This is a genomic window from Skermanella sp., assembly GCF_059503625.1.
Window position 1 is genome coordinate 1 of sequence record NZ_JCACHA010000181.1, and the last position, 3,487, is coordinate 3,487.

Consider the following 3,487-nt stretch of genomic DNA (forward strand, 5'->3'; position numbering starts at 1 on the left):
CCGGAGGGTCTGGCTCGCTCGGAGCAGTTGTTCCAGGAACTGTTTGCCAAGCGTTGACCCAGCTGGTGCCGAGGTCACGCCGCCCTTGCCCGCTCCCGGATCGCCTTCCACTCCCATGGCAACAACTCGTGCAGCCGGTTCTGGGGCAGGTCGTTGATCCGGGCCAGCACATCGGCGAGCCAAGCCTGCGGATCGACATCGTTCATCTTCGCTGTGACGATCAGGCTGTACATGGCTGCCGCCCGCTCGCCGCCCCGGTCCGATCCAGCGAAGAGCCATGCCTTTCTGCCGAGAGCAATACCGCGCAGCGCTCGTTCGGCGGCATTGTTCGTCAGGCACACCCGGCCATCGTGCAGGAACACGGTGAAGCTTTCCCAGCGCCGCAACATGTAGTCCATGGCTTTGGCGACAGGGTTTTGCTGGGACAGGCGAGCCCGTTCGGTGCGCATCCACGCTTCGAGCTCGGTCACCAGCGGTGCGCTGTGCTCCCGACGCGCCGCCAGCCGCTGCTCCGAGCTCTGGCCATTGATCGCCCGCTCGACATCGAACAGCGCGTCGATCCGCCTGACCGCCTCCAGCGCCAGCGGCGAGATCGGCGACGCGTTCCTGGCGCGCCGGGCGTTGGCTGCGATATCAGCCAGGACAAACAGCTTACGGCGGGCGTGGGCCCAACACGATGTTTCCGTGATCCGATCCGGCTGACGATCCGCCCGATACAGCCTGTTGTATCCAGCAAAGGCGTCGGCCTGGAGGATGCCGGCGAAGCGGACCATGTGTCCTTCGGCATGTTCGCCGCAGCGGTCGCGTGAGTAGTGGAACAGCGCCGCCGGCGGCGCCGGGCCGCCGAACGGCCGGTCATCACGGACATAAGTCCAGATCCGGCCGATGGCGGTCTTGCCCTTGGCCAGAACCGGCACTGAAGTGTCATCGCCGTGCAGACGCCCGGCGGCCATGACATGGGTCTCGATCAGCGTCAGCAGGGGCTTCAGCACGGCGGCGCAGGTGCCGACCTGGTCAGCCAGGGTCGACAGGCTGATCTCGACACCCTCGCGGGCGAAGCGCTCGCACTGCCGGTTCAGCGGCTGGTGCTGACCGAACTTCTCGAACAGCACCATCGCCAGCAGGCTGGGACCGGCCCAGGCGCGCGGCACTGTGTGGAACGGCGCCGGCGGCTGGGTGATGGTTTCACAGGCCCGGCAGGAGAACTTCTCCCGCACTGTCTGGATCACCTTCCACTGGCGCGGAATGCTTTCCAGCGTCTCGGTGATCGTCTCGCCCAGCTTGCACAGTTTGTCCGAACCGCAGCAGGGGCAGGTAGTGGGGGCCGGAACAACGACGCGCTCGCGCGGCAGGTGGTCGGGGAGTGGTTTGCGTGCCGGCTTTTTGCGGGAGAACGCGTCGACCACAGTGGTCTTGGCGGAGGCCTGTTCAGCGGCCAACTCGTCCTCGCTCGCCGTCGTCTCCAGCTCTTCCAGCTGCAGTTCCATCTGGTCGAGCAGCCGGGCCTTGCGCTCGGAGCGCACACCGTAGAGGTCGCGGCGTAGCTTCTCGATCTCGAGCTTCAGATAGGCGATGAATGCTTCATCGCTCGACGCTTTCGCTTTTGCCTGGGCGGCATCGGCCTCCGCTGCGTCGGCACGTGCCTCGGCCTGCGCCAGGGCGGCGCGCAGGGCCATGATCTCGTCCAGGGGCGAACCGGCATTCATGGCGCCAGTTTACCTCAAAGCATCAGAGGAGACTGCCGGTTTCCCGATATCGACGAGCCTGCTGATTCACTTTGCCGCAGTTATCCGGCAGCTTCCGGTTTCCAGGTTTTCTGCGGGTTTCGCCAGTCGATGCCTTCCAGCAGATAACCCATCTGCCCGGCCGAGATCGACACCGCTCCGTCCACCGTGCTCGGCCAGATGAACCGGCCCCGCTCCAACCTTTTCACGAACAGACAGCTGCCCTGGCTGTCATGCCAGATCACTTTCACCAGGTCACCTTTGCGACCCCGAAAAACAAAAAAATTGCCGCTGTGCGGATCCTGTCCGAGGTGCTCCTGAACCAGGAGGGCCAGACTGGCCCACCCCTTGCGCATGTCTGTATGCCCGGTGGACAACCAGACCCGCACCCCAGTCGGCACCGGGATCATGAAGACCGTCCCAGCGTTGCCAACGCTCTCAGCACCGCTGCCGCCAGGGTTGGATCAACCGCCCCCTCGAGACGCACCCGTGCCCCGTCGGGCAGCATGACTTCCAGGATCGCCCCGGCGACGGCAGTGGATGCGGCCGGTGACGGCGTCGTCGAGGGCAAAGTTGGCGATTCCACCACGTCCGGCTCCGACGTTACCATCAACGGCACAAAGGTCGGTGACCCACCTGCCGGAGATGCCGCTCTCATCAGGCGGCGCCACCGATACAGCAGGCTTTCGTGGATCCCGAGCCGCCGGGCCACGTCCTTCACTACCACGCCGGGACGGAATGCCTCTTCCACAATCCGCACCTTTTCCGCCGGTGTGTAGTTCCGGCGCCGCTCCGACCCGGTGAGGATCTCGACACGCTGATACGCCATGACGTTTACCACTCGTTTGCGTCCGCGCTATGACGCGCCACGCAAACATCCGCTGTCCTCAACCAACCATCAAGGCGGCCTTCGTCGGAGGCTTACGTTGTCAGTCCCGTGCTGGCGAATCTTTTTCTTCACTATGCGTTCGATTGCTGGATGGACAGGGAGTTCCCGGACATCCCGTTCGAACGCTATGCCGATGACGCCATCTGCCATTGTCGGAGCGAGGTACAGGCGCTTGAGTTGCATCAGGCGCTGAAGCAGAGGTTTGCGGAATGCCGTCTGCAACTGCACCCGCAAAAGACCAAGATCGTTTACTGCAAAGATGCCAATCGCACTGGAAAGTACCCGGTTCGGTCCTTCGACTTTCTCGGCTTCACATTCAGGCCGAGATTGGCGAAGAACCGCACCGGCAAACGCTTTGTCAGCTTCATTCCAGCGGTCAGCAAGACCGCCGGTATAAGAATGCGTCGAAGCGTGCGCCGGTGGCGCCTGCATTTCCGCAGCGACCTTGATCTGGAAGACATCGCCAAGTGGGTTCGTCCTGTCCTCAGCGGATGGGTGCGCTACTACGGGCGGTTCTATCCCTCAAAGCTTCGCGATGAACTCCGCACGATCGACGCTTTCATCGTGCGGTGGGCCTCCCGCAAATACAAACGGTTCCGGGGTCACACGAAGGCGACTTGGGAATGGTTGAGTTCGCTCAGACGGCGCAATCCGACCCTGTTCGCCCATTGGACCCTCGGAGCCACGGCTGGATGATGGGAGCCGGATGAATCGAGAGGTTCACGTCCGGTTCTGGGAGAGCGCGGGGCTGAGATGCCCCGCGCCACTCACCTACTTGCACGCCTACACTTCGGTCGCCGAAGCCAGGGCGGGCATTGCCGCTTGGCTGCACTTTTACAACGAGGAACGCCTTCATCAGGCGCACGGCTACCGG

At 63.5% G+C, this 3,487-nt stretch carries 5 protein-coding genes; 2 read left to right on the forward strand and 3 right to left on the reverse strand.

Annotated features, from left to right (window positions below):
• Window positions 1-74: 74 nt before the first annotated feature.
• From tnpC to tnpA, 3 genes are all read right to left on the reverse strand, one after another.
• Window positions 75-1,706, reverse strand: coding sequence for an IS66 family transposase (tnpC, locus tag AC5JJ6_RS04765; protein WP_496040943.1), 1,632 nt, complete (start codon window positions 1,704-1,706; stop codon window positions 75-77).
• Between the two features lie 80 nt (window positions 1,707-1,786).
• Window positions 1,787-2,134 (reverse strand): IS66 family insertion sequence element accessory protein TnpB, encoded by a 348-nt coding sequence (tnpB, locus tag AC5JJ6_RS04770; protein ID WP_496040944.1) that lies wholly within the window; start codon window positions 2,132-2,134, stop codon window positions 1,787-1,789.
• Window positions 2,131-2,553: an IS66-like element accessory protein TnpA gene (gene tnpA, locus AC5JJ6_RS04775; RefSeq protein ID WP_496040945.1), complete on the reverse strand. Its 423-nt coding sequence runs from the start codon at window positions 2,551-2,553 to the stop codon at window positions 2,131-2,133. Before tnpA ends, tnpB begins: the two co-directional genes overlap by 4 nt.
• Before the next feature lie 108 nt (window positions 2,554-2,661).
• Between tnpA and AC5JJ6_RS04780 the strand changes: the two genes are divergently transcribed.
• Both AC5JJ6_RS04780 and AC5JJ6_RS04785 read left to right on the forward strand, forming a co-directional pair.
• Complete coding sequence (locus AC5JJ6_RS04780) at window positions 2,662-3,309, forward strand: group II intron maturase-specific domain-containing protein (RefSeq protein ID WP_496040946.1); 648 nt, start codon at window positions 2,662-2,664, stop codon at window positions 3,307-3,309.
• A 10-nt stretch (window positions 3,310-3,319) separates the two neighbouring features.
• The coding region (locus tag AC5JJ6_RS04785) for an integrase core domain-containing protein (RefSeq protein WP_496040947.1) at window positions 3,320-3,487 on the forward strand (168 nt) is incomplete at its 3' end.

Excerpts from the sequence above, each read along its gene's own strand:
- tnpA (WP_496040945.1), bottom strand. The coding sequence starts at position 2,553 with ATGGCGTATCAGCGTGTCGAGATCCTCACCGGGTCGGAGCGGCGCCGG.
- tnpB (WP_496040944.1), bottom strand. The coding sequence starts at position 2,134 with ATGATCCCGGTGCCGACTGGGGTGCGGGTCTGGTTGTCCACCGGGCAT.
- tnpC (WP_496040943.1), bottom strand. The coding sequence starts at position 1,706 with ATGAATGCCGGTTCGCCCCTGGACGAGATCATGGCCCTGCGCGCCGCC.